Below are 24846 nucleotides of genomic sequence, written 5' to 3'. Positions count from 1 at the left end.
GCCGCATGATGGCGGAAATCGGCCTCGCCGCTCTATGGTTCGCCGCCGCGCTCGCCGCGATGCAATTGCTGCTCGCCGCGCTGGCGGTGAGGCGCGGCGACGACATGCTCGCCGCCGCGGTCCGCCCCGTCGCGATCGTTCAGGGCGGGCTGTCGCTGCTCGCCATGGCGGCGCTGATCGGCGTGTTCCTCGCATCGGACATGTCGGTCGCGCTGGTCGTCGCCAACAGCCATTCGGCCAAGCCGTGGCTCTACAAGTTCGCCGGCGCCTGGGGGAACCATGAGGGCTCGATGCTCCTGTGGGTCACCATCCTCGGGCTGGCCGGCGCCGCCGTCGCCGCGCTCGAACGCCGCCTTGCCGAACGCACGCTCACCGCGACGCTCGGCGCGCAGGCGCTGATCGCGCTCGGCTTCTACGCCTTCCTGCTCTTTGCCTCGAACCCCTTTGCGCGGCACGTCACCCCGCCCGCGGACGGCCAGGGGCTCAATCCGCTGCTGCAGGACCCCGGCCTCGCCTTCCACCCGCCGACGCTCTACGCCGGCTATGTCGGCCTGTCGGTCGCCTTCTCCTTCGCGGTCGGCGCGCTCGTCACCCGTGATGTCGGCCCCACCTTCGCCCGCGCAATGCGCCCCTGGGTGCTCGCTGCCTGGGTGTTCCTGACGATCGGCATCACCGCCGGCAGCTATTGGGCCTATTATGAGCTCGGCTGGGGCGGCTGGTGGTTCTGGGACCCGGTCGAGAATGCCTCGCTGATGCCGTGGCTCGCGGCGACCGCGCTGCTCCACTCGGTCAGCGTGCTTGCCACGCGCGATGGCCTGCGCGCCTGGACGGTGATGCTGGCGGTGGTCGCCTTCTCCATGTCGATGCTCGGCACCTTTCTGGTCCGCTCGGGCATCCTCACCAGCGTCCATGCCTTCGCCGTCGATCCCGAACGTGGCCTGTTCATCCTCGTCCTCCTGTCGCTCTACATCGGCGGCGCGCTGGCGCTGTTCGCGACGCGCATCGGCGTGGTGCGCGCGGGCAATACCTTCGAACTGCTGAGCCGGGAGGGGAGCCTGGTGGCCAACAACCTCCTCCTGTCGGTGATCCTCGGCATCGTTCTGATCGGCACCTTCTACCCGATCGTCGCCGCCGCGATGGGCACGCAATTGTCGGTCGGCCCGCCCTTCTTCGAAAAGGCCGCCGGGCCGATCGCGCTGATCCTCGTGGCGATCATGGCGGTCGGGCCGCTGCTGCGCTGGCGCAAGGATGACGCGCAGGCGCTGCTGCAGCGGATGACCTGGCCGATCGCCACCACCGTCTTCACCGCCGCCGCGCTGGTCGTGTTCGGCGGCGGGATCGGCATCATGCCGCTCATCGCCATCGCGCTCGCCGCCGGCCTCGCGGTCGCCAGCGTCGCGCCGCTGTTCGGCCGCAACCTGCGCCGCACACCGCTGTTCGTCTACGGCATGGTCGTCGCCCATCTCGGCATCGCGGTCAGCCTCGTCGGCATGGCCGCATCATCGGCCTATACGCGTGAGACATTGGTCGCCGCCGGCGTCGGGGAGCCGGCGCGCGTCGGCCCCTATCGCGTCACCTTGCGCGGCATGCGCCCGGTGATCGGCGACAATTGGACCGCACTGGAGGCACGGCTTGAGGTGCAGCGCGGCGACGCCCCGGTCAGCTTCCTCGCCCCGCAGTCGCGCTATTTCTCCAACCCGCCGACCACCACCAACGAAAGCGCAATCCTCACCAGCGCGGACGGCCAGCTCTACACCGTCATCGGCCAGCCCGATGGCGCGGGCCGCTGGCAGCTGCGACTGTGGTGGAAACCGTGGGTGACGCTGATCTGGTATGGCGGCGGGCTGATCGCGCTGGGCGGCGCGCTGTCGATCCTCGGCCACTGGCTGCGCGATCGCCGGCAGAAGAAGCGCGCGGATGAGGCGGCGGAGGCGCTCGCCTGGGCATGAAGCGCTGGCTCCTCTGGCTCCCGCTCGTCGTGTTCCTCGTCCTCGCCGGCTTCGCCGTACGTGAGCTGCGTCGGCCGAGCGACCGGACGGTCTATTCGGCAATGGTGGGAAAGCCCGTGCCCGACATCACCCTGCCGCCGATCGTGCCGGGCAAGCCCGGCCTCGCGCCCGCGGATCTCCGAACCGGCCGGCCGCGCCTCCTCAACATCTTCGCCAGCTGGTGCGTGCCGTGCATCGCGGAGGCGCCGCAGCTGATGAAGCTGAAGGCGATGGGCATTCCGATCGACGCCGTCGCGATCCGCGACACCGGCCCCGCCATCGCCACCTTCCTCGCCCGCCACGGCGATCCCTACCAGCGGATCGGCGACGATCGCGACAGCCAGGTGCAGCTCTCGCTCGGCTCCTCCGGCGTGCCGGAAACCTTCGTGATCGACGGCAAGGGCGTGGTGGTGAAGCAGCATGTCGGCGACATCCGCGACGATGACGTGGCCGCGCTGGCCGAGGCATGGCGCAACGCCCGGTGAGCGCGCTTCTGCCCCGCATGCTCGCCGCCTTCGCCGCCAGCCTGCTCGCACTCGCCGGCCCCGCCACCGCGCAGACCCGACCGCCCGCCGACTACGCCAACGTCCAGCTGCGTGATCCCGCCAAGGAGGCGGAGGCGAAGGCGCTGATGGAAACCCTGCGCTGCCTCGTCTGTCAGGGTCAGTCGATCGCCGACAGCGACGCCGACATGGCCGGCGACATGCGCAGCCTGGTACGCCAGCGGATCGCCGCCGGCGACAATGCCACGCAGGTCCGCGACTGGCTGGTTGCCCGCTATGGCGATTACGTAACCTATGATCCGCCGATAAGCGCGGTCACCCTGCCGCTCTGGCTCACCCCGATCGCCCTGCTCGCGATCGGCATCTGGATCGCGCGGTCCAGCTTCCGTAGGCGCCGTCGCCGACACAAGTGAAAGTAGCGAAATAGGACTGGATTTGTCCGTCGTCGCCGCATAGCCTCTTCCACAACAAAAGTTATGGGGAGGGTGCGGCATGACCGTCACTTTGTGGGATCACCCGCTGTCGCCGTACGCGCAGAAGGTGAAGATCGCGCTGCGCGAAAAGGGCGTGCCCTTCGACACGGCGGTGCCCGGCGGGATCGGCGTCGGCGGCGCGGCGGGGGATTTCCTCGCTGCCAATCCGCGCGCGGAGGTGCCCGCGCTGCTCCATGACGGCACCGCCATCTTCGATTCGACCATCATTCTCGAATATATCGAGGATTGCTGGCCCGACCCTTCGTTGCTCCCCGCCACCCCCGCCGATCGCGCCCGGGTGCGGATGATCGAGGAAGTGGTCGACACGCACCTGGAGGCGGTGAACTGGGGCCTCAGCGAATTGCGCTGGTTCCGCCGCGCCGAAGGGCCGCTGGGCGAAAGCCTTGCCACCAAGGCAGCCGAGCAGATCCGCGGCTATCACGCCTGGCTCGAACGCGCGCTCGGCGATCGCCCCTGGTTCAACGGCGGCAGCTTCGGCTGGGGCGACCTCAGCGTCGTTCCCTACCTCAACGGCTCCGCCGGCCACGGCGTGCCGCCAGCGCCGGGGTCGAGGCTCGCCGACTGGCTGGCCCGCGCCAATGATCGCCCGTCAGTGCGCGACACCGTCGCCGATGCCGCCGCGACCGCCTCCACCGGCGGCATGGGCGATGTCGCGAAGCTCCTCGAACAGGGCCTCTTCAAGCGCGAATATCGCGACCACCGGCTCGAATGGATGGTGAAGTCCGGCGGGCTGGAGGTCGTCACCCAAGGCCTTGCCCGCGGCAACATCCGCTTCTCCCCCGATCTCACCTGACCCTCCCTCCGCCAGCCAGAGAAGACCGACCATGCATCTCGTCAGCGATCACATCATCGAGGGCCGGCAGGGCCCGACGTTCGGCCAGGCCTATCCGACGCTCCCCGGCGTCGACCTCATCGATATCCAGCGGTTCACCGCCGGCCAGCCGTGGGACGATTTCCGCCGCATGCGGGAGGAAGCGCCGGTGATGTGGCACCCCCTGCCCAACAACGGCGTCGGCTTCTGGGCGGTGACCAGCTATGACGGCGTGAAGCGCGTCAACGGCGATCCGGAGACGTTCAGCAGCGAGAAGGGCGGCATCCTGATGGCGCTCGGGCCGCAGGAAACGCGCCACCCGGTGCTGTTCTCCGCCTCGACCAACTCGATGATCAACCTCGACGGCCGCCCGCATCGCGAGCTGCGCCGCGAGCACATGCCCTATTTCACCGCCACCTACATGAAGGGGCTGCGCGCGCGCGTATCGGCGGAGGTCACCCGCCTGCTCGACACGATGGCCCCGCTCGGCAAATGCGACCTGGTCGAGAAATTCTCGCAGCGCCTGCCGATCTTCACCCTGTGCGAGATGCTCGGCGTGCCCGAGGCCGACCGCGAGAAGTTCATCGGCTGGATCCACTTCCTCGAAATGGCGCAGCAGGTCGCGACCGAGCAGGCGCAGCAGGTCGCCGCCGGCGGCGAGCTCAGCCCGCAGATCCTCGCCTTCATCGAGATGTTCAACAAGAACATCGCCGAGATGTTCGACTATGGCCGCCACATGCTGGCCAAGCGCCGCGCCGATCCGCAGCCCGATCTCATGAGCGCGATCGCCAATGCGGTGGTGGAGGGTGATCCGCTGCCCGATCCCTATCTCGACGGCGCGTGGCTGCTGATCGTGTTCGCGGGCAATGACACGACGCGCAACTCGATCTCCGGGGCGATGAAGCTCTTCACCGAGAATCCGGCGGAGAAACAGCGGCTTCAGGCCGACGGCGGCCTGCTGACCAATGCCGTGCACGAGATCACCCGCATGGTCTCCCCGGTCATCTACATGCGCCGCACCGCGACCCGCGATACCGAGATCGAGGGGCAGAGGATCGCCGAGGGCGAAAAGGTCATCATGTATTACGGCGCGGCCAACCGCGACCCCAAGATGTTCCCCGATCCCGACCGCTTCGACATCGGCCGCGCCAATGCGGAAAAGAACATCGCCTTCGGCCACGGCCCGCACATCTGCATCGGCCGCATGACCGCGCAGTTGCAGCTGGAGGAAGCGTACCGCCAGATCTTCGCTCGCTTCCCCGACATCCGCTGGACCGGCGACATGGACATCGCGCCCAACAATTTCGTCCACGCCGTCCGCCGGCTGGAGGTGGAATTCACCCCCGAACGCGCCGCGCAGGCCGCCTGATGGCCGGCGGCATCGCGGCGGCGGGCGCACCGCGCTGGATATCCTGGTGGTTCCGCGGCGCGGCGATCTTCGGCCTCGTCGCGCTGCTGCCGCAATATCTCCTGCCACAGCCGGCTGGGGCGGAGCTGGTGGCCTATGGCTTCATCGGCACCGCTGCCGCCTTCCAGCTCGTCTTCTGGGTGATCGCCGGCGATCCCGTCCGCTACCGCCCGCTGATGCTGCCCTCGGTGGCGGAAAAGCTCGCGTTCGGCGTGCCCGCGCTCCTGCTCTTCGCCAACGGCAAGGTGCCGGCGCCCGTGCTGCTGTTCGGCGCGATCGACCTTCTCCTCGGCCTCGGCTTCTTCCTCGCCTGGCGTGCCATACCAATCCACCGCGCCTGAAATAGGGAGAACGCCGGCTTGACGGCGGGGGCCGGCGCTCTCCACCCTCGCGCATACGTGTGAGGATCACTAGTTAGGCGCCAATGCAGCTTGTAATTGTCGAATCGCCCGCAAAGGCGAAGACCATCGAAAAATACCTCGGCTCCGATTTTCGCGTTCTCGCGAGCTACGGCCATGTCCGCGATCTGCCGGCGAAGGACGGCTCGGTCGATCCCGACGCCGGCTTTGCGATGGAATGGGAAAATTACGCCGACAAGGCCAAGCAGCTGAAGGCGATCGCCGATCTCGCCAAGGATGCCGACCGCCTGATCCTCGCCACCGACCCTGATCGAGAGGGGGAGGCGATCAGCTGGCACGTCCAGGAAGTGCTGGCGAAGCGCAAGGCGCTGCCCAAGAAGGTCGACCGCGTCACCTTCAACGCCATCACCAAGCCCGCGGTGACTCAGGCGATGGCGAACCCGCGTGAGCTCGATACCGACCTCATCGACGCCTATCGTGCCCGCCGCGCGCTCGACTATCTCGTCGGCTTCACGCTCTCGCCGGTGCTGTGGCGCAAGCTGCCCGGCGCCAAGTCCGCCGGCCGCGTCCAGTCGGTCGCGCTTCGCCTGATCGTCGATCGCGAGCGTGAGATCGAGGCGTTTCGCGCGCAGGAATATTGGTCGGTCACTGCCGCCATGGAGCAGGACGGCACCCCCTTCACCGCCCGCCTCGTGCAATGGGACGGCAAGAAGCTCGATCGCCTGTCGATCGGCAATGAGGGCGACGCGCTGAAGGCCAAGGCCGCGGTCGAGGCCGGCCGCTTCACCGTCGAGCGGGTCGAAACCAAGCCCGCGACGCGCAACCCGCCGCCGCCCTTCACCACCTCGACGTTGCAGCAGGAGGCAGCGCGCAAGCTCGGCTTCTCCGCCGATCACACGATGCGGATCGCGCAGCAGCTCTACGAGGATGGCGCGATTACTTACATGCGTACCGACGGCGTGCAGATGGACGGCAGCGCCATTGATGCCGCACGCGGCGCGATCGCCAATCGCTATGACGCGAGCTACGTCCCCGACAAGCCGCGGCAGTATCAGACCAAGGCCAAGAACGCGCAGGAAGCGCACGAGGCGATCCGCCCCACGGACTTCGGCCGCGATCGCGTCGGCTCGGGCGACCATGCCCGCCTCTACGACCTCGTCTGGAAGCGCGCGCTCGCCAGCCAGATGGCCTCGGCGCGGATGGAGCGCACCACCGTCGACATGGCCGACGGGACGGGACGCAACGTGCTGCGCGCGACCGGCCAGGTCGTGCTCTTCCCCGGCTATCTCGCGCTCTACGAAGAGGGGCAGGACGATAGCGCGGACGAGGATGCGAAGCGCCTGCCGCGGATGCGTGACGGCGATTCCCCGGCCAAGAAGTCGGTCGACGCCGAACAGCATTTCACCCAGCCGCCGCCGCGCTTCTCCGAAGCCTCGCTGGTCAAGCGCATGGAGGAACTCGGCATTGGCCGCCCCTCCACCTACGCCTCGATCATCAAGACGCTGAAGGACCGCGCCTATGTGCGCGTCGAGAAGAATCGCTTCTTCGCCGAGGAGAGCGGGCGTCTCGTGACGGCGTTCCTCGAACGCTTCTTCGAACGATACGTCGGCTATGATTATACCGCCGAGCTTGAGGAGGAGCTGGACGACGTCTCGGGCGGCCGCGCACAATGGCAGGCGGTGCTCGAAAGCTTCTGGCGCGATTTCAAGCCGCGCACCGCCGAGGTGATGGAGTTCAAGCCGAGCGAAGTCACCGAACAGCTCGACGCCTTCCTCGCGCCCTATCTCTTCCCCGAGCGGGCGGACGGCAGCGACGCGCGGCTGTGTCCCAATTGCGGCAATGGCCGGCTGGCGCTGCGCGGCGGCCGCTTCGGCGCGTTCATCGCCTGCTCCAATTACCCCGAGTGCAAATACACCCGCCGCTTCGCGCAGGCGGGCGCCGAGGCCGGCGACAGCGGTGAGCCCGAGCAGCTCGGCCATGATCCGGAAACCGGCCTTCCTGTCGAGCGCAAGTCGGGGCGCTTTGGCCCGTATATCCAGCTCGGCGAGGGCAAGGACGCCAAGCGCGCCTCGATTCCCAAGGATGTCGGCGAGCTCGATCTGGAAATGGCGCTGAAGCTCCTCAGCCTGCCGCGCACGATCGGCCAGCACCCCGAAACGGGCAAGGACATCGTCGCCTCGATCGGCCGCTACGGCCCCTATCTGCAGCATGACGGGAAGTACGCCCGGTTGCAGAGCACCGCCGACGTGTTCGAAACCGGCATGAACGCTGCCGTGGTGAAGCTCGCGGAGGCCGCCGCCGGCGGCGGCCGCCCCCAGCGCGGCTCGCGCGAACCGCTCAAGGTGCTGGGCAAGCATCCGCGCACCGAGGCGGAGCTGAAGCTCATGGAGGGCCGCTACGGTCCCTATGTCACCGACGGCGAAACCAACGCCACTCTGCCCAAGACGATCGCCCCCGATGCGCTGACGCTGGAGGAGGCCGCGCAACTCATCGACGCGCGCGCCGCCATGCCGAGCAAGGGCAAGACCAAGAAGAAGGCGCCCGCCAAAAAGGCCGCACCCAAGAAAGCCGCCGCCCCGAAGACCGCGGCCGCCAAGAAGGCACCTGCGGGAAAAAAGGCGGCAGCAGCCGAATAATCGTTGGCGAGCACGCCCGGCTTCTCACGCGCGGGAGGAGCCGAGGTGTATTATGCGATCAGGCCGCCCGGCGCTGGCTCGCGGCGATCCAGTCGCGGGCGGCGCGCTGCGCCGCAGCGATCTCGCGCGCGCTCATGTCGTCCGCGATCTCCGCCCGCGCGGCCTGCGCGGCTTCGTTGCCGGCAACGGCCGCCAGGTTGAACCATTTGTGAGCTTCGATGAGGTCATAGACCGCGCCACCAGTCCCGGTGGAGAAGGCGACCCCCAGGTCATAACAGGCAAGTCCGTCGCCGCGCATCGCATCGGCCAGCCGGCTGTCGATCAGAAAACGCGCACTCTTGAGACTGATACCCATCTGATTCGCCCCACGTTCATGTCCCCATGACGGACGTGTGGCGCGATTCGCCTCACCAAATGGTTAATGGGTTAACAGGGGTCGACCGCGATATTGTCGATCAGCCGGGTCTGGCCCATGCGTGCCGCGGCGAGCAGCCGGCGCGGCCGGTCAGCGGCGGGCTCCGGCTGCAACGTCTCGGCATCGACCAGCGCGATATAATCAACCGCAAAGCCAGCCGAGGTCAGGCTTGCCTCGGCTTCTGCCAGCGCCGTTGCGGCATCGTCCCCGCGGCAGATCGCGCGGGCGGCGATACCCAGCGCCCGGGGGAGTGCCACCGCCTTCGCGCGCTCCTCTTCGTCGAGGTAGATGTTGCGCGAGGACAACGCGAGGCCATCGTCATCACGCTGCGTCGGTACGCCGATCACCTCAAGCCCGAAATCGAGGTCCGCCACCATCCGCCGGATCACCGACAGTTGCTGGAAATCCTTTTCGCCGAAATAGGCGGCGTCGGGCGTCACCTGGTTGAAGAGCTTGGCGACGACAGTCGCGACACCATCGAAATGGCCCGGTCGCGCAGCGCCATCCAGCCCTTCGCTAACACCCGCAACGCTGATGTTTGTGGCGAAACCCGCCGGGTACATGACGTCCACCGTCGGCAACCAGAGAAGGTCGCACCCGGCCTCAACCAGCATGCGCGAATCCGCCATTTCGCGCCTCGGATAGCGGGCAAGGTCCTCGCTCGGGCCGAACTGCTTGGGATTGACGAAGATCGACGCCACCACCTTCGTGCCGGCGCGCTTCGCCGCCTCAATCAGGGCGATGTGGCCGGCATGAAGCGCGCCCATCGTCGGCACCAGAGCGATGCGGGCACCATCGGCGCGGAAGGCGGCAATCGCAGCGCGCAGGTCGGTCAAATCACGGACGGTCTGCACGCTGATCGAAACTCCACTCGTAACGGAAACCGCGGGCATCTATGGAGGTCGGTGCATACGATCAACAAGGGATGCGACGTTTTGCCGACCGGTTCCGACAATACCCATGTCATCGTGTTCGCCAACGAGAAGGGCGGAACGGGCAAGTCGACGACGGCAGTGCACGTCGCGATCGCCCTTGCGGTGCGCGGCGCGCGCGTCGCCTGCCTCGATCTCGATCATCGCCAGCGTACGATGGGCCGCTATCTCGACAATCGCGCCGAGACCGTTCGCCGTAACGGGTCCGATCTCGTGATCCCGCGCCACCGCACCGCGCATGAGGATTTCGAGGAAGCCTTCGCCGAAATGACGGAAGGCAGCGACTTCCTGGTCATCGACACGCCCGGTCGTGACGATCCTTATGCCCGCAGCGCCGCCGTGCGCGCGGATACGCTCGTCACGCCGATGAACGACAGCTTCGTCGATTTCGATCTCATCGGCCAGGTTCACCCCGAAACCTTCAAGGTCACGCGCCCGAGCTTCTATTCCGAACTCATCTGGGACGCGCGCAAGGCCCGCGCGAAGGCCGATGGCTCGACGATCGACTGGGTCGTCCTGCGCAACCGCCTGCAGCACATCGAGGCACGCAACATGCGACGCGTGTCGGACGCGCTCGATCAACTGGCGAAGCGGGTCGGCTTCCGCATCATCCCGGGCCTTGGCGAGCGCGTGATCTACCGCGAGCTGTTCCCCTCCGGGCTGACGATGCTCGATTCGAAGGAATTCGGTGGAATGGCACTGGGCCATGTCGCCGCGCGGCAGGAGCTTCGCGAGATGATGGCCGGGCTGGCGCTGCCCGAGCCTGCCGTGCCGCTGGTTGCATGATCTTCAAGCTGCTTCTCGCAGTGCTCGTCGCTTATGCCGGCTGGCGCATGTGGAAAAACGGCTTTGGCGCGCCGCGCAAGCGTATCCCTGCCGGGGCGCGCGTCGCCGAACCCATTGATGCGGCAGCGGCGCGCCAGTTGCTGGGCTTGGCGCCTGGAGCGGACGAAGCGTCGATCCGCGCAGCGCATCGCCGGCTGATGGCGGAGGCGCATCCCGATCGCGGCGGGTCGGCCGACGCCGCCCGCGCACTCAACGCGGCGCGTGACCTTCTGCTTCGTCGAGCCGGTTGACCGAAACGGGTCGTCCACCGTCATGCAACACCGTTTCCACCCCTCGATCCTGCGCGATTATGACATTCGAGGCACCGTCGGTCGCACGCTCGACACTGCGGACGCACGCGCGGTCGGCCACGCCTTCGGCAGCATCGTGCGGCGCAGCGGCGGCACACGCGTCGCGGTCGGGCGGGACGGACGCCTCTCCTCCCCTGATCTGGAAGCGGCGCTGGTCGAAGGCCTCGCTGCCGCGGGTATCCATGTCGTGCGGATCGGCCTCGGCCCCTCCCCGATGCTCTACCATGCAGAGCGGACGCTGGGCGTCGACGGGGCGATCCAGGTCACCGGCAGCCACAATCCGATTGACGACAACGGCTTCAAGATGGTGCTGCGCCACCGGCCGTTCTTCGGCGAGGACATCGTCAGGCTCGCCGGCCTCGCGGCTGCCGGCGACGTCGAGAGCGGTGCCGGCAGCGTCAGCGCGGCCGAGGTGTGCGAGGAATATGTCGCTCGTCTCGTCGACGGCGATCCGATCCCCGCCTTTCGCATCGGCTGGGATGCTGGCAACGGCGCGGCCGGGCCTGCGGTCGAACGCCTTGTTGGGCTGTTGCCAGGCGAGCATCACGTGCTCTTCGCCGAGGTCGACGGCAGCTTCCCCAATCATCACCCCGATCCGACCGAAGAAGCCAACCTTGCCGCGCTGAAGGCGCTGGTGGTGGAAAAGTCGCTCGACTTCGGGGTCGCCTTCGACGGCGACGGGGACCGTATTGGCGCCGTCGACGGCCTCGGCCGGGTGATCGCGGGCGATCAACTGCTGTCGATCCTTGCCGAGCCTGCGCTTCGCGCCAATCCCGGGGCCGCGATCGTCGCGGACGTCAAGGCAAGCGCCACGCTGTTCGATCGCATCGCCGCGCTCGGCGGCCGCCCGGTTATGTGGAAAAGCGGCCACAGCAACATCAAGACGATGATGCATGAGGTGGGCGCCCCGCTCGCCGGCGAGATGAGCGGGCATATCTTCTTCGCCGAACTGGGCGGGCATGACGATGCTCTCTACGCCGCGGTTCAGCTGATCCGCGCGGTCGGCCTCGCCGGCCGCTCGCTCGCCGCGCTGCGCGATGCCATGCCGGCCGTGGTCGCGACCCCCGAGCTTCGCTTCGCGGTTGACGAAGCACGCAAGGGGGCGGTGGTCGAGGAGGTGCTCGAACGGCTCGCCAACGAGGGGGCAAGCGTCGACCTCACCGATGGGGCGCGCGTGACGACGCCCGACGGTTGGTGGCTGCTACGCGCTTCCAATACCCAGGCGATGCTCACCGCCCGCGCGGAGGCGAAGGATGAGGCCGCGCTCGGGCGGCTGGTCGCCGCGATCGACGCACAACTGGCGCTCAGCGGTGTCTCGCGCGCCTGAGCAAGTGGCGATACGGCAGATGACATGCCGCAACGGAAGCCCCACATAGCCGGCATGCGAAAGCAACCCAGCATCATCCGAGTCATCGATCTAGAAACCACCGGTAACGCCCCGCCCACCCACGGCGTCTGCGAGATTGGCTGGCAGGACGTTGCTCTGGGCGAGGATGGCCGCTGGGAATTGTATGGCGAAGGCGGCAACCGGCTGGTGAATCCGGGGCGGTCCATGCCGCCGATCACTCAGGCGATCCACCATATCCGCGACGAGGACGTGGCCGACGCGCCCTGGTGGCATGATGTCGCCCGCGCGGTGCTCGATCCCTATCCCCGCCGCATCGCCCTTGCCGCCCATCGCGCCGATTTCGAGCAGCAATTCTGCACCCCGGCGATGACGCATGGCGCCAGCTGGATCTGCACCTGGAAGTGTGCGCTGCGGCTGTGGCCGGACAGCCCCAGCTTCTCCAACCAGGTGCTGCGCTATTGGCGCAAGCCCGAGGGGCTGGATCACGAGCGCGGCCTTCCCGCGCACCGCGCGTTCCCGGACGCCTATGTCACCGCTTTCCACCTGCGCGACATGCTGAACGAGGCGAGCGTTGCACAGCTGATCGAATGGTCAAGCATCCCCGCGCTGCTGCCGCGCGTTCGCTTCGGCGCGGACCGCGGCAAGCCGTGGACCGAGATCGAGGAGGAAAGCCTGGTCAAGTTCCTCACGGATCGCGATCCGGATGTTCGCTTCACGGCGGGAACAGAACTCGCCCGGCGCCGCGGCGGTGGCCTCGTTGGGCGCATGTCGCCCCAGGAATTGCTGCTCTAACGTCCGCGTCAACATCCGGTCTGGTCGCGACGGCGAGCGTCGCGGCAGCGGCTATGGCCTTTCTCGGCTGCGGCCCCTAGACGCGTCGCCAATGGCCGGCGACACTCCGCAAAGGTTCACCGTTAAGGAAGGCCGCATTGGCCGGGTGCTGATCGCCTTCATGGCGGCCGGCTTCGCCGCGCTGATCGTGGCGGGGATCGCCGCTGCGTGGATCACTGGAGAGCTTGCGCGCCACAGCCGGTGGATCGCCCATACCTACGAAGTCGAGCTTGCCATCGCCGACACGCGGCGGCTGATCGAACAGGGCGAAACGACGCGGCGCGGCTATCTGCTGGCACCGGACTCGCAAAGCTTCCTGCGGGCCTATCGCGAGGTCGAAAGCGCACTTCCGCAATCTGCCAAGAAGCTTCGCCAGCTGACCTATGACAATCCGGCGCAGCAGAAGAACATCGTTCAACTCGAACGCTTGCTCCGCGAACTGATCGTCCAGCGCAGCGAGACGATCGCGCTGGTCGAGCGTGGCGACAGTGCAGCCGCAGTCGCCGAATTCCAGCGGGAGGCAAGCGCCGCGCGGCTCCGCGCAATCCGACAGACGTTCGACGCCATGTCGCGCGAAGAGCGCAAGCTGCTGAACGAGCGTGATGCCGAGCAGCAGCGCAGCCTCAACCTGTTCTACACCGTACTCATCATCGCCGGCGTGCTGGTGGTGGTCGTCGCGATCGCATCATTACTGGTCGTGGTGCGCTACACGTCGGATCTCGCCCAGTCGCGCGAACAACTGCAGCAACTGAACGAGAGCCTGGAGATGATCGTCGAGGAGCGCACCTCCGATCTCACGCGTGCCAACGACGAGATCCAGCGTTTCGCCTATATCGTCAGCCACGATCTGCGCTCGCCGCTCGTCAACGTCATGGGCTTCACCGCCGAATTGGAATCGGCAACGGCGGCATTGCGCGATCTCGTCGATCGGGCCGAGGAAACGGCGCCCGAGGTGGTGACGGAAGAAGCAAAGCTCGCCGCGCGCGAAGATTTGCCCGAAGCGATCGGCTTCATCCGTACCTCCACCCAGAAGATGGACCGGCTGATCAACGCGATCCTCGCCCTGTCGCGCCAGGGCCGCCGCGTGCTGGCGCCCGAATTGCTCGATCTCAACCAGATCGTCGACAATATCCGCGATTCGATGGCGCACCGCCTCGAGGAGACGGATGCGACGATCCAGATCGAAGGCACGCTGCCGCGCATCGTCAGCGATCGGGTCGCGATCGAACAGATCCTCTCCAACCTGATCGAGAATGCGGTGAAGTACCGCCATCCCGATCGCCCCGTCTTCGTCAGCATCAGCGGCAGCGCCGCGCCCGATCGCGTCTGGATCTCGGTCGCGGACAATGGCCGCGGGATCGATCCGCGCGATCACGAGCGCGTGTTCGACCTGTTCCGCCGCTCCGGCACCCAGGATCAGCCCGGCGAAGGCATCGGCCTCGCCCATGTCCGTGCCCTCGCCTATCGTCTCGGCGGCACCATCACCCTACGCTCCGCGCTTGGCGAAGGGGCCACCTTCCGCCTATCCCTCCCCCCGACGCTGAGCCTGCAGGAAAGATCATCATGAACGCACATCAATCCGTCAGCATCGTGATGATCGAGGATGACGAAGGCCATGCCCGGCTCATCGAGAAGAACATCCGCCGCGCCGGCATCCTGAACGATATCAAGCATTTCCCGGACGGGACGAGCGCGCTCGATTATCTGTTCAATGCACCCGACGGCCCGATGCTGAACGGCCCGGCGCTGGTGCTCCTCGATCTCAACCTGCCGGACATGAGCGGCACCGACATCCTCGCCAAGATCAAGGGCTCGGACGGCCCGGTGAAGCGCACGCCCGTCGTCGTGCTCACCACCACCGACGACAGCCGCGAGATCCAGCGCTGCTACGATCTGGGCGCCAACGTCTACATCACGAAGCCGGTGAACTACGAAAGCTTCGCCCAGGCGATCCGGCAGCTCGGCCTGTTCCTGTCGGTGATCCAGGTTCCCGACCTCGCGGACTGATGGACCGCATCCTCTACATCGACGACGACGCGGGCATCCGTCGTCTCGCCTCGCGGGCGCTTGCCCGCCGCGGCTGGGACGTGACGGTTGCCGAAGGCGGCGAGATCGGCGTGCGGATTGCCGCCGAACAAAGCTTCCATCTCGTTGCCGTCGATCACTACATGCCGGGGATTGATGGGCTGGAAACGCTCGCCCGCCTGCGCGCACTGCCGGATCCGCCGAGTGTCGTCTACGTCACTGGTTCTGAGGAACAGCGCGTCGCCGTCGCGGCGCTGCGTGCCGGTGCGTCCGACTATGTCGTGAAGTCGGTCGGGGATGATTTCTTCGACCTGCTCGACGCCTCGTTCCGCGCTGTCCTCGCCCGCAGTCAGCTCGAAAAGCAGAAGGCGGCAGCCGAAGAATCGTTGCGCGTGTCGAATGCCCGGCTCGAGGCGCTGCTGGCCGAGGTGAACCACCGCGTCGCCAATTCCCTGCAGATCGTCTCCGCGATGGTACGGCTCCAGGCCAGCGCCCTCAGCGATCCCGCGGCACGTGCCGCCCTCGACGATACGCAGCGGCGCATCAACGCCATCGCCCAGGTTCATCGCCGCCTCTACACCGGCGGCGATGTCGAGCATGTCGACATGCGCGAATATCTCACCACCCTGGTCGACGAGCTCGCCGAAACTTGGTCGACCGCGGAAAAGCCGCGCGCGCTCCACCTCGCCGCCGATCCGATCCTGCTGCCCACGGATCGTGCCGTGTCGCTCGGCGTCATCGTCACCGAACTGGTCAGCAACGCCTGCAAATATGCCTATCCCAGCGGCAGTGGCGAAGTCCGTGTGGCGCTGCATCGCGAGGGCGAGGACGTGTTCATGCTCGCCGTGGAGGATGACGGCATCGGCATGATCGAGGGTGTGTCGCCCGGCGGCACCGGGGTGGGCACCAAATTGATCCGCGCCATGGCACAGAGCCTGCGCACCACCGTTGAATATGATCGGGCCCATCGCGGCACGCGCGCCATCCTGCGCTGCGCGCTCAGCTGACCGCCCGACACCGAAGGAGCCGTTATGAAGACCCGTGCCGCCGTCGCGTTCGAAGCGAAGAAACCGCTGGAGATCGTCGAGCTTGATCTCGAAGGGCCCAAGGCCGGCGAAGTGCTGGTCGAGATCATGGCGACCGGCATCTGCCATACGGACGCCTATACGCTCGATGGCCTCGACAGCGAAGGCATCTTCCCCTCGATCCTCGGCCACGAAGGCTGCGGCATCGTGCGAGAGGTCGGCCCCGGCGTCACCAGCGTCGCGCCCGACGATCACGTCATCCCGCTATACACGCCGGAATGCCGCCAGTGTAAGTCGTGCCTCAGCCAGAAGACCAACCTGTGCACCGCAATCCGGGCGACACAGGGCAAGGGGCTGATGCCGGATGGCACCAGCCGCTTCAGCTACAAGGGTCGGCAGATCTTCCATTACATGGGCTGCTCGACCTTCTCGAACTTCACCGTGTTGCCCGAGATCGCCGTCGCGAAGATCCGCCCCGACGCGCCGTTCGACACCAGCTGCTACATCGGCTGCGGTGTCACCACCGGCGTGGGCGCGGTGATCAACACGGCGAAGGTGGAGCCCGGCGCTACCGTCATCGTGTTCGGTCTCGGCGGCATCGGCCTCAACGTGATCCAGGGCGCCAAGTTCGCCGGTGCGGCGCGCATCGTCGGCGTCGACATCAACCCCGATCGTGAGGAATGGGGCCGCAAGTTCGGCATGACCGACTTCGTGAACCCGAAGGATGTTGGCGATGTCGTTCAGCACCTGATCGCGATGACTGATGGTGGCGGTGACTATACGTTCGACTGCACTGGCAACACGGTGGTGATGCGCCAGGCGCTCGAGGCGGCGCACCGCGGCTGGGGCGAGTCGATCATCATCGGCGTCGCCGAAGCCGGCAAGGAGATCGCGACACGTCCGTTCCAGCTCGTCACCGGACGGGTGTGGAAGGGCACGGCGTTCGGCGGCGCCCGCGGCCGCACCGACGTGCCCAAGATCGTCGACTGGTACATGAACGGCCTGATCGAGATCGACCCGATGATCACGCACCGGCTTACGCTGGACGAGATCAACAAGGGATTCGATCTGATGCACGCCGGCGAAAGCATCCGCAGCGTCGTCGTTTACTGAGGGCAATCACGCCGTGGGTCACCCTGAACTCGTTTCAGGGCCCACCGCCCCGCACAGCGCCGCAGGGCTAGCGGGGCGCTGAAACAGTTCGTTGAAGGCGCGTCAGCGATCCCGCCCGGCGACATAGCCAGTGTACGGCCCGCAATTCTCCGGGTCCTTGCGGCACTGCTTCTCCCACGCGCGCCGTTCCTTGCCCTCGCGCGCCTCGGCCTTGCGCATCTTGCGCCCGTAGTTGCGATCGGCCTCCTCTTGGCTCGTGGTCGACCAGTCGACCACTTTGCCCGCCGCCTTGAACGGCGCGGTGGCAACACCCGTCACCGTCCGCACGCACCCGCCCGCCAGAAGCGGCAGCAACGCTACCAGAATTACCTTACGCATCACTTCACTCCTCGCGCGTCATTGCGCGCTTTCACGCCGATTGCCGGAAAATCGGTGAAGAATCCGTCGATACCAAGGCGAAGCGCCGCCGAAATCTCGGCAGCCACATCACCATGACCGCGCGGGTCGATCCCCCGGCGATAGCCGGCCGGGAGGAAGTAGTTTTCCGCACGGTATGTCCATGGGTGAACGCGCAGCCCCGCGGCATGGGCGTCGCTCACCAGCGCGCTCGGCGCCTCGCCATTCCAGAGCATCGCCTTGTTCGGCCCGATCCCCCAGGCGTAGGTCGCCACCGCCCTGAGCCCCGCGGGCGTCATCATCGCAGCATAGCTTGCCGCCGCCCCATCCGCCGGGGCGCCTTCGCCGTCCACCAGCTGGATCAGCCGGACCTTCGTCGTGCCCTTCAGCCGCTTCAGGTTCTCGACCTCAAAAGACTGGATGAAGACCGGCGCCTCCGCGCTGTCCCACCCGGCACGGCGCAGCGCCTCGACCAGCGGCGCATCAGTCCCCTTGCCGATCGTCGCGAAATAGGTCGGATGCTTGGTCTCGGGATAGATCCCGACCCGGTGCTTCTTGGCCAGCGCGATCACCTCGTCGAAGGTCGGGATCGTCTCCTTGCCGTCATACTCCGTGTTGCCCGGCCGCATCAGCGGCAGCCGCTCCTTGGCGCGCAGCGTCTTCAACTCCGCCAGCGTGAAGTCCTCCGTGAACCAGCCTGTCTGCTCACGCCCGTCGATCGTCTTGGTGGTGCGGCGATCGGCGAACTCGGGCCGCTCGGCCACATCGGTCGTCTCGCTGATTTCATTCTCGTGCCGGGCCACCAGCACGCCGTCGCGCGTCGGCACCAGGTCTGGCTCGATTACATCCGCGCCTTGGGCGATTGCCAGTTCATAGGCGGCAATCGTGTGCTCCGGGCGCTCTCCGGAAGCACCGCGATGAGCAATGACGAGGGGATCGGAAAGAGAGGGTATGGCCTGCATCGGTCCTGCTTGCCGTGAAGTACATCCGCTCGCCAGCAGCGCGAGAAGAAATATTACGGAATACTTGGATCGTAACGAAGTGTCGCGCATACTGCCCCCATGCGCTTCACCATCAACGGCAGCAAGCGCGAGGCCGATCCCGACATTCGCGCCTCGCTTCTCGACGTCCTCCGCGAGGATTTTGGCCTTACAGGCACCAAGAAGGGCTGCGATCATGGTCAGTGCGGTGCCTGCACGGTGCTGGTCAACGGGCGGCGGATCAATGCGTGTCTCACGCTCGCGGTGATGCACCAGGACGATGACATTATGACGATCGAGGGGCTCGGCAGCGCCGATGCACTTCATCCGATGCAGAAAGCGTTCGTCCGCCACGACGGCTATCAATGCGGCTATTGCACCCCCGGGCAGATCTGCTCCGCGGTCGGAATGCTCGATGAAGTGGCGAAGGGCTGGCCCAGCCATGTCACTGATGATCTTTCCGCCCCCGCCCTCGACGATGCGGAGATCAGCGAGCGGATGAGCGGCAACATCTGCCGCTGCTCGGCTTATCCCAACATCGTCGACGCCATTCGGGAGGTTCACGCAGGGGTGCAGGGGGCATGAAGACCTTCGACTATGCCCGCGCCGACAGCCCGGAAGAGGCGGTGCGCGCCGGCGGCCGCTTCATCGCCGGCGGTACCAATCTGCTCGACCTCATGAAACTGCAGGTGGAAACGCCGGAAAAGCTGGTCGACATCAGCCGGCTCGATCTGGACACGATCGAGGAACAGGATGGCGGGCTGCTGATCGGCGCGCTCGTCCCCAACAGCGATCTCGCGGCCGACCCGCGCGTGATCGCGCGCTACCCCGTACTCAGCCGCGCGCTGCTCGCCGGGGCCTCGGGCCAGCTGCGCAACAAGGCGACGACCGGCGGCAACCTCCTCCAGCGCACGCGCTGCTATTTTTTCTATGATACCCACGCCGCCTGCAACAAACGCGAGCCCGGCAGCGGCTGCGATGCGATCGGCGGGTTCAACCGCATCCACGCGATCCTCGGCACCAGCGATCAGTGCATTGCTACCCATCCCGGTGACATGCCCGTCGCGATGCGCGCGCTCGACGCGACCGTCGTCACGCTGAAGCCGGACGGTGATCGCCGCCGCATCCCGCTCGGCGAATTCTACTGCCTGCCCGGCGATACGCCGCACATCGAGACGGTGCTGGAACCGGGCGAACTCATCACCCACATCGCCCTCCCCGCCCCGCTGCCTGGCGCACGGCAGCTCTACCGCAAGGTGCGTGATCGCGCCTCCTACGCCTTTGCGCTGGTCTCGGTCGCCGGCGTTGTCGCGGTGGAGAACGGCACAATCACCCACGCCGCGCTCGCGTTCGGCGGTCTTGCTCACCAGCCTTGGCGCGATCCCGCAGTGGAAGCCGCGCTGATCGGCAAGCCGGCCGAACAGGCCACCTTCGATGCCGCCGCCGACGCACTGCTCACCGGCGCGCGCGGCTTTGGCCATAATGATTTCAAGATCCCGCTCACCCGGCGCGTGCTCGTTGCCGCGCTGCGTGACCTTACCGGGGAGCCGGCATGAACGATCTCGCGATGGACGCGCCATACCGTCCCGCCGCCCTCGACCGCGCGCAGCAGGGCTTGCTGGGCAAGCCGATCGACCGCTACGAGGCACGCGAAAAGGTCAGCGGCGCAGCGCCCTATGCTTTTGAGCAGGCGCCGGAAAATACCGCCTATCTCGCTGTCGTGCAGGCCAGCATCGGCCGTGGACGCGTCACCGGCGTGGATCCGACCGCCGCACAAGCTGCGCCCGGCGTGATTGCCGTCATCCACGGCGATCCGCGCATGCCGACCGGCGAGGGCAACTCGCGCGCCATGTCCGCGATCGGCAAGGACGAGGTATTCCACTACGGTCAGGGCGTCGCGATCGTCGTGGCGGAAACGCAGGAGACGGCGCGCGCCGCCGCGCGCCTCGTCACGGTCAACTATGAGGAAACCGCCGGCCGTTTCGACGCGGCGGACGTGGAGATCCAGCAGGACCACAAGCTCGGCTTCCTTCCCCCGGTGAATCGCGGCGATCTGGACGCCGCGCTTGCCGCTGCCGAGGTGGTGATCGACCGCACTTACACGACGCCGATCCACTTCCCCGCCGCGCTCGAGCCGCATGCGACCACCGCCTGGTGGGAAGGTGACAAGCTCGTCGTCCGCTCCAGCAACCAAGTGATCGGCGCCGCCCGGGACACCATTGCCACCGCGTTGGGCATCGACAAGGAGCGGGTGCGCGTTCTCGCGCCCTATGTCGGCGGCGGCTTCGGTGGAAAGACGGGCGTCGGGCCGGAAGTGATCTTCGCCGCCATTGCGGCCGAGAAGGTCGGGCGCCCGGTGAAGGTCGCGCTCAGCCGCCGCCAGACCGCCTACATGGTCCATCATCGCTCGCCGACGACCCAGCGACTGCGCATCGGCGCCGATCATGAAGGCCGGATCAGTGCCATCGCGCACGAGAGCGTCGCCTATCAGAACGACGACAGCGCCTTCCTGGAGCCGGTGCCCTTCGGCACGCTGCCGCTCTACGCCGGCGAGGCGCGCCGTTTCCGCACCGATCTCGCGCGGATCGATCTGCCCGCGACGGGCGCGGTGCGCGCGCCGGGTGAGGCGATCGGCACCTTCGCTGTCGAATGCGCGATGGATGAACTGGCCGAGGAGCTCGGCCTCGATCCGATCGAGCTTCGCCGCCGTAACGAGCCTGCCCGAGATCCCACCACCGGCAAGCGCTTCTCCACCCGCCGCCTTCTCGATTGCTACGAGGAAGGCGCGCGCCGCTTCGGCTGGGACCAGCGCGAGGCGACGCCGGGCAGCCGGCGCGAGGGCGAATGGCTGATCGGCATGGGCATGGCCGCCGCGCTGCGCGGCAACTTCACCGTCAATGCCGAGGCCGAGGTGATCCTCGGCGATGACGGCCGCGCCACCGTGCGCACCGACATGACCGACATCGGCACCGGCACCTACACGATCCTCGCCCAGACGGTCGGCGACATGCTTGGCTTGCCGGTGGAGGCGATCGATGTGGTGATCGGCGACACCGATCTGCCGCCCAGCGCCGGCTCCGGCGGATCGTTCGGCGCAGGCAGCGCCTGCGCGGCTGCCGCACTTGCCTGCGAGGATGTCCTTGCCGAGCTAGGCCGCCGCATGAATGCCGCGCCGGAAGACATGCGCCTCAAGGACGGCATCGTTACCGCCGGCGCCCGCACCAGCCCGCTCGTGGATCTGGTCCGCGGTTCGCCGATCGCCGCCAGGGGCAAGACCTCGCCCGGCAAGGAATCGCAGGCGACCAGCCAGGCGAGCCACGGCGCGCAATTCGCCGAAGTCGCGGTCAACGCCGTCACCGGCGAGGTGCGCGTCCGCCGCATGCTCGGCGTGTTCGACATCGGCCGCGTGCTCAATGAAAAGACGGCGAAGAACCAGATCGTCGGCGGCATGGTCTGGGGTCTCGCCTATGCGCTCAGCGAAGACGGCGTGGTCGACACCCGCAACGGCCGCTTCGTGAACCCCGATTTCGGCGAGTATCACGTCGCCGTGAATGCCGACGTGCCCCAGATTGAAGCCTATTTTGTCGAGGAGATCGACGATTCCGCCAATCCGGTCGGCGCAAAGGGCGTTGGCGAGCTCGGCATCGCCGGCTCGGGCGCCGCGATCGTCAACGCGATCCACAATGCCACCGGTGTACGCATCTATGACATGCCCGTGACACTCGATAAACTCCTCCCTCATCTCCCACCGGTGTGATCCATGGCCGATAACGACAGCGTCCTCTCCGCGGCCCAATCGTGGAAGGGCGCCCGCATGGCGCTCGCCACGGTCGTCTCCACCTGGGGCTCAGCGCCCCGCCCGCGCGGCAGCCACATGCTGGTGCATGAGGACGGCCGCTTCGAAGGCTCGGTCTCCGGCGGCTGCGTGGAGGGTGACATCCTCGACACCGCCGCACGCGTGATCGCGGGCAGCCCGTTCGCGGTGAAGAAATACGGCGTGGCCGATGCCAGCGCCTGGGAAGTCGGCCTGCCGTGCGGCGGCGAGATCAGCGTCATGGTTCAGCCGGTCTCGGCGGAGGGGTTCGACCCTGAATTGTTCGACCGCATTGTCGAAGCACGCGCGGAAGGCCAGTCGCTGATGATCGCGACAGACCTCTCGACCGGCCACAGCGACCTGCGCCCCGTCGCAACCGGCGAAATCTTCGCCAACCGCTACGATCCGCCGCGCCGGCTGATCGTCGTCGGCGCGGTGCAGATCGCCCAGTCGCTCGTCGGTCTCGCGCGTACGCTCGGCATCGAGACCGTGGTGGTCGACCCGCGCGGCCGCTTCCTCACCGAGGAACGCTTCCCCGATACGACGCTCGACGATCGCTGGCCCGACGAGGCCGTGGAGGCATACAAGCCCGGCCCGTCGACCGCGGTGGTCACGCTCAGCCACGACACCAAGATTGACGATCCTGCGCTCGTTGCCGCGCTTGCTGCCAACACTGGCTATGTCGGCGCACTCGGGAGCCGGAAGAGCCACGCGGCGCGGCTTCAGCGGCTGACGGAGGCTGGCGTCTCTGCCGAGGATCTGGCGCGGATAGACGGACCCGTCGGGCTCGACATCGGCGCGATCGGGCCGGCCGAAATCGCCCTCTCCATCGCCAGCGCGATGGTGAAGGCCTTCCATGATCGCGGCTGAAGACACCGCGCTCATCCTCCTTGCCGCGGGCCAGTCACGGCGCTTCGGCGCCGGCGCGAGCAAGCTCGACACACTCGTCCGCGGCCTGCCGCTTGGCCTCCACGCAGCGCGCGCGGTCGAGGTCGTGCCCTTCGCCCGCCGCATCGCAGTCACCGCGCGCAGCGCGATCGATTATGGGGCGGAAGGCTTTCTCGTCATCCCGAACGATGACCCGGTCGGCGACATGGCCTCCTCACTCCGCCTCGGCATGGCAACAGCAGGAAAGGCCGCGGCGGTGCTCGTCCTCCTCGCGGACACGCCGAATATTACCGCGGCTCATGTCGGGCGGCTGCTTGCGGCAGGGGACGGCCCGCGAACGATCGTCGCCTCTACTGACGGCGGCGCCCCGCGCCCGCCCGCGCTGTTCGGGGAGGCGTGGTTCGGTGCCTTGTCGGCGCTCTACGGCGATCACGGCGCGCGCGATCTGATCCGCTCCGGCAAGCTCGTCCAGGCCAGTGTCGGCGAGCTCGCCGACGTCGACACGCCGGATGATCTCGCCGCGCTCTGATCGCGCTTATTCGTGCCGCAGCGCGTCGATCGGGTTCATCCCCGCCGCGCGCCGTGCCGGGAAATAACCGAACACCACGCCGATCGCGGCGGAGATCGCGAAGGCCGCCAGGTTGATCGTCGGATCGAACGTCCAGGGCACCTGCATCAGCGGCGTCGCCACCAGAATCACCAGCTGCGCCAGCAACAGGCCCACCAGCCCGCCCAGCATCGACAGCGCCACCGCTTCGACGAGGAACTGCATCAGCACTTCGCTCGCCACCGCGCCGATGGCGAGGCGGATGCCGATCTCGCGCGTCCGCTCGGTCACCGACACGAGCATGATGTTCATGATCCCGATCCCGCCGACGACGAGGCTGATCGCCGCCACCGCCGCCACGATCCGCGTCAGCAATGTCGTCGTCCCGGTCAGCGTGTCGCTGATCTGCTTGGTGTCGAAGATGTTGAAATTGTCCGGCTGGCCCGGGCGGATGTTGCGACGCTCACGCAACAGATCGCTGATCGCCGCCTGCACGGCCGCGGTCGAATAACCCTGGTCGACCCCCACCATCATCAGCCGAACGTCGCGATTTCCGGTGAAGCGCCGCTGCACCGCCTTGATCGGCATCACGACCGTATCGTCCTGATCGCCGCCGAAGCCGGCCTGGCCGCGCGTTGACAGCACGCCGATCACGTCGCAGCTGATCTCGCCGATGCGCATGCGATGGCCAACCGCGGTGCCGCCGCGGAACAGGTTCTGCCGGATGGTATTGCCGATGATGCACACCGCCTTGCCGGCCTGCTCTTCGGCCGGGGTCCAGTAACGCCCCTCCACCAGCGGCCAGGGCTGGACGACGAAGATCGCGTTGGTCGTCCCCTGTACCGTCGTCGACCAGTTGGCACCCTCGTAGATCGCGGTCGCGGTGGCGGAGGCTTGCGGCGCCACGGCGGTGACGCCCGCCACCTGCTGCTCGATCGCGGATACGTCCTCCGGCTTGAAGTCCGGCGGTCGCGGGCCCCCGCCGCCGCGGCCGAAGCCTTGGCCCGGGCGGATCTGCAGCACGTTGGTGCCAAGCGCCGCGATCTGCTGCTGCACCGCGCTCGTCGTCGCCTTGCCCAACGTCACCATGGTGACGACGGCGCCGACGCCGATGACGATGCCGAGGATGGTGAGGAACGATCGCAGCAGATGCCGCCGGATGGATCGCACCGCGAGGATGACGGTGGTGCCAAGCAT

The 24846-nt window shown here is 67.2% G+C and carries 25 protein-coding genes; 20 read left to right on the top strand and 5 right to left on the bottom strand.

What is annotated here, in order from left to right:
- The first annotated feature begins 5 nt into the window (after positions 1–5).
- From ACH0CP_RS05240 to topA, 7 genes are all read left to right on the top strand, one after another.
- Complete coding sequence (locus ACH0CP_RS05240) at positions 6–1949, top strand: heme lyase CcmF/NrfE family subunit (protein WP_294444840.1); 1944 nt, start codon at positions 6–8, stop codon at positions 1947–1949.
- Entirely contained in the window at positions 1946–2473 is a 528-nt protein-coding gene (locus ACH0CP_RS05235; protein WP_294444841.1) for a redoxin family protein, read from the top strand. Before ACH0CP_RS05240 ends, ACH0CP_RS05235 begins: the two co-directional genes overlap by 4 nt.
- Positions 2474–2490: 17 nt before the next feature.
- Positions 2491–2904, top strand: a complete 414-nt coding sequence (locus ACH0CP_RS05230) for a cytochrome c-type biogenesis protein (RefSeq protein ID WP_294444848.1) — start codon at positions 2491–2493, stop codon at positions 2902–2904.
- Positions 2905–2983: 79 nt separating this feature from the next.
- Positions 2984–3778 (top strand): glutathione S-transferase family protein, encoded by a 795-nt coding sequence (locus tag ACH0CP_RS05225; protein WP_294444843.1) that lies wholly within the window; start codon positions 2984–2986, stop codon positions 3776–3778.
- A 31-nt stretch (positions 3779–3809) separates the two neighbouring features.
- Positions 3810–5165 carry a cytochrome P450 gene (locus tag ACH0CP_RS05220; protein ID WP_294444844.1) on the top strand — a complete coding sequence of 452 codons (1356 nt, stop codon included), beginning with the start codon at positions 3810–3812 and terminating at the stop codon, positions 5163–5165.
- Positions 5165–5545, top strand: a complete 381-nt coding sequence (locus ACH0CP_RS05215; protein WP_294444845.1) for a hypothetical protein — start codon at positions 5165–5167, stop codon at positions 5543–5545. The genes ACH0CP_RS05220 and ACH0CP_RS05215 overlap by 1 nt, the downstream gene beginning before the upstream one ends.
- 83 nt (positions 5546–5628) lie before the next feature.
- Positions 5629–8199, top strand: a complete 2571-nt coding sequence (gene topA / locus ACH0CP_RS05210; RefSeq protein WP_406875834.1) for a type I DNA topoisomerase — start codon at positions 5629–5631, stop codon at positions 8197–8199.
- A gap of 58 nt (positions 8200–8257) precedes the next feature.
- Here topA and ACH0CP_RS05205 read toward each other — a convergent pair whose 3' ends face one another.
- Entirely contained in the window at positions 8258–8554 is a 297-nt protein-coding gene (locus ACH0CP_RS05205) for a hypothetical protein (protein ID WP_294445200.1), read from the bottom strand.
- 71 nt (positions 8555–8625) lie between these two features.
- Positions 8626–9468: a pantoate--beta-alanine ligase gene (gene panC, locus ACH0CP_RS05200; protein WP_294445198.1), complete on the bottom strand. Its 843-nt coding sequence runs from the start codon at positions 9466–9468 to the stop codon at positions 8626–8628.
- A gap of 51 nt (positions 9469–9519) precedes the next feature.
- On the opposite strand from panC, the gene ACH0CP_RS05195 reads away from it, so the two are divergent.
- From ACH0CP_RS05195 to ACH0CP_RS05160, 8 genes are all read left to right on the top strand, one after another.
- Positions 9520–10332, top strand: coding sequence for a division plane positioning ATPase MipZ (locus tag ACH0CP_RS05195; protein WP_294445197.1), 813 nt, complete (start codon positions 9520–9522; stop codon positions 10330–10332).
- Positions 10329–10622: a J domain-containing protein gene (locus tag ACH0CP_RS05190; RefSeq protein WP_294445196.1), complete on the top strand. Its 294-nt coding sequence runs from the start codon at positions 10329–10331 to the stop codon at positions 10620–10622. The genes ACH0CP_RS05195 and ACH0CP_RS05190 overlap by 4 nt, the downstream gene beginning before the upstream one ends.
- 22 nt (positions 10623–10644) lie before the next feature.
- Positions 10645–12009, top strand: a complete 1365-nt coding sequence (gene pgmG, locus ACH0CP_RS05185) for a phosphoglucomutase/phosphomannomutase PgmG (protein ID WP_406875835.1) — start codon at positions 10645–10647, stop codon at positions 12007–12009.
- 54 nt (positions 12010–12063) lie between these two features.
- Positions 12064–12822, top strand: a complete 759-nt coding sequence (locus ACH0CP_RS05180) for an exonuclease domain-containing protein (RefSeq protein WP_294445127.1) — start codon at positions 12064–12066, stop codon at positions 12820–12822.
- Positions 12823–12913: 91 nt separating this feature from the next.
- Entirely contained in the window at positions 12914–14428 is a 1515-nt protein-coding gene (locus ACH0CP_RS05175) for an ATP-binding protein (protein ID WP_294445126.1), read from the top strand.
- Complete coding sequence (locus ACH0CP_RS05170; protein ID WP_294445125.1) at positions 14425–14868, top strand: response regulator; 444 nt, start codon at positions 14425–14427, stop codon at positions 14866–14868. Before ACH0CP_RS05175 ends, ACH0CP_RS05170 begins: the two co-directional genes overlap by 4 nt.
- Entirely contained in the window at positions 14868–15893 is a 1026-nt protein-coding gene (locus tag ACH0CP_RS05165) for a sensor histidine kinase (protein ID WP_294445124.1), read from the top strand. Before ACH0CP_RS05170 ends, ACH0CP_RS05165 begins: the two co-directional genes overlap by 1 nt.
- Before the next feature lie 24 nt (positions 15894–15917).
- Positions 15918–17024 carry an S-(hydroxymethyl)glutathione dehydrogenase/class III alcohol dehydrogenase gene (locus tag ACH0CP_RS05160; RefSeq protein ID WP_406875836.1) on the top strand — a complete coding sequence of 369 codons (1107 nt, stop codon included), beginning with the start codon at positions 15918–15920 and terminating at the stop codon, positions 17022–17024.
- Between the two features lie 102 nt (positions 17025–17126).
- Here ACH0CP_RS05160 and ACH0CP_RS05155 read toward each other — a convergent pair whose 3' ends face one another.
- The gene (locus ACH0CP_RS05155; RefSeq protein WP_294444554.1) at positions 17127–17402 is read right to left on the bottom strand and encodes a hypothetical protein; all 276 of its coding nucleotides are present in this window, start codon (positions 17400–17402) and stop codon (positions 17127–17129) included.
- The gene (locus ACH0CP_RS05150; protein ID WP_294444552.1) at positions 17402–18382 is read right to left on the bottom strand and encodes a glycerophosphodiester phosphodiesterase; all 981 of its coding nucleotides are present in this window, start codon (positions 18380–18382) and stop codon (positions 17402–17404) included. The genes ACH0CP_RS05155 and ACH0CP_RS05150 overlap by 1 nt, the downstream gene beginning before the upstream one ends.
- 99 nt (positions 18383–18481) lie before the next feature.
- On the opposite strand from ACH0CP_RS05150, the gene ACH0CP_RS05145 reads away from it, so the two are divergent.
- Genes ACH0CP_RS05145 through ACH0CP_RS05125 form a run of 5 tightly spaced genes read left to right on the top strand, consistent with a single transcriptional unit; the run spans position 18482 to position 23631 of the window.
- Positions 18482–18985, top strand: coding sequence for a 2Fe-2S iron-sulfur cluster-binding protein (locus ACH0CP_RS05145; protein WP_294444551.1), 504 nt, complete (start codon positions 18482–18484; stop codon positions 18983–18985).
- The gene (locus tag ACH0CP_RS05140) at positions 18982–19956 is read left to right on the top strand and encodes a xanthine dehydrogenase family protein subunit M (protein ID WP_294444550.1); all 975 of its coding nucleotides are present in this window, start codon (positions 18982–18984) and stop codon (positions 19954–19956) included. The genes ACH0CP_RS05145 and ACH0CP_RS05140 overlap by 4 nt, the downstream gene beginning before the upstream one ends.
- Positions 19953–22157 (top strand): xanthine dehydrogenase family protein molybdopterin-binding subunit, encoded by a 2205-nt coding sequence (locus ACH0CP_RS05135; protein WP_294444549.1) that lies wholly within the window; start codon positions 19953–19955, stop codon positions 22155–22157. The genes ACH0CP_RS05140 and ACH0CP_RS05135 overlap by 4 nt, the downstream gene beginning before the upstream one ends.
- A gap of 3 nt (positions 22158–22160) precedes the next feature.
- Positions 22161–23084, top strand: a complete 924-nt coding sequence (locus ACH0CP_RS05130) for an XdhC family protein (RefSeq protein WP_294444548.1) — start codon at positions 22161–22163, stop codon at positions 23082–23084.
- Positions 23071–23631 (top strand): nucleotidyltransferase family protein, encoded by a 561-nt coding sequence (locus ACH0CP_RS05125; protein WP_294444547.1) that lies wholly within the window; start codon positions 23071–23073, stop codon positions 23629–23631. The genes ACH0CP_RS05130 and ACH0CP_RS05125 overlap by 14 nt, the downstream gene beginning before the upstream one ends.
- Positions 23632–23637: 6 nt before the next feature.
- Here ACH0CP_RS05125 and ACH0CP_RS05120 read toward each other — a convergent pair whose 3' ends face one another.
- Positions 23638–24846, bottom strand: coding sequence for an ABC transporter permease (locus ACH0CP_RS05120; RefSeq protein ID WP_294444545.1), 1209 nt, complete (start codon positions 24844–24846; stop codon positions 23638–23640).

Origin of the sequence: Sphingomonas sp. 179-I 2A4 NHS, from assembly GCF_045369135.1 — a bacterium.
Taxonomy (GTDB): domain Bacteria; phylum Pseudomonadota; class Alphaproteobacteria; order Sphingomonadales; family Sphingomonadaceae; genus Sphingomonas.
Note: the sequence above shows the minus strand (reverse complement) of the source record. Positions and strands in the feature narration are given on the sequence as shown.